Genomic DNA, 730 nt, shown 5'->3' on the forward strand with positions numbered 1-730 from the left:
TTTGTGAAATTTGTTCTTTTTTCAACTCAAGCTGTTTTTTTAAGAGCTCAATAATTTCCCCTTTTTTTAATAGATTAGTAAGCTCCAGATATTTTGCTGATGGAGCAGATACGAAAGTTGATTTAGGTACCTGAGCTGTGGGAGATACTGGAGGTGTGTTAGATGGCTTAGAGCCAATAGGTTTGGACGGTACGCGATTTCTTATCGTTCCCAAATTAGAAAGGTCAATTTTAATATCGGGTGGAAGTTTACGTGGTGGCTCATAGCCTTTTGGTGGTTTTGGTTTATAATTGTTGCTTGAATCGAGATCTCCTGACCCTATACTAGGAACTGCAAAACGGCTATGACCTCCTCCTTGCTTAGTAAGAGTGTTACTTCTTGCTAAGTTTGTTGTTCCAAAAAAAGCACTAATCGCTATGATAATAATCAGCTTTTGCATATTTCATACCTTTTAATTTTCACATATTTAGAAAGACTGACCATTACATTATTAACTTCATAAATCAGTTTATGAGATTCCGTTGTCTCCTCGCTTGATTTCGGCAGGGATTGTTTTATTAATAGGCACACGGTTCCTATCATTGGGCTGTTTTAGCTTTGGTGCTAATGCACAAGCCGATAAAAGGTTTGCAATCAAAATTATAAGAATGATTGACTTCATTTTAATATGACTCTTTTTTACTGTTATACACATTCTGATATTTGTTGTCATTATTATAATTTTGACACT

1 protein-coding gene and 1 pseudogene are annotated in these 730 nt (G+C 35.2%); both read right to left on the reverse strand.

What is annotated here, in order from left to right; genetic code table 11:
• Window positions 1-439 (reverse strand): annotated as a pseudogene (locus ACFIM8_RS09245) (hypothetical protein); the annotation flags it as partial.
• A 69-nt stretch (window positions 440-508) separates the two neighbouring features.
• Entirely contained in the window at window positions 509-661 is a 153-nt protein-coding gene (locus ACFIM8_RS09250) for a TrwH protein (protein WP_375614846.1), read from the reverse strand.
• Window positions 662-730 lie beyond the last annotated feature (69 nt).

It is taken from the genome of Bartonella sp. AC535YNZD (genome assembly GCF_042196625.1).
GTDB lineage: Bacteria > Pseudomonadota > Alphaproteobacteria > Rhizobiales > Rhizobiaceae > Bartonella.

What these genes read in the sequence shown, in the direction of transcription:
- ACFIM8_RS09250 (WP_375614846.1), bottom strand. Translation starts at nt 661, where the DNA reads ATGAAGTCAATCATTCTTATAATTTTGATTGCAAACCTTTTATCGGCT.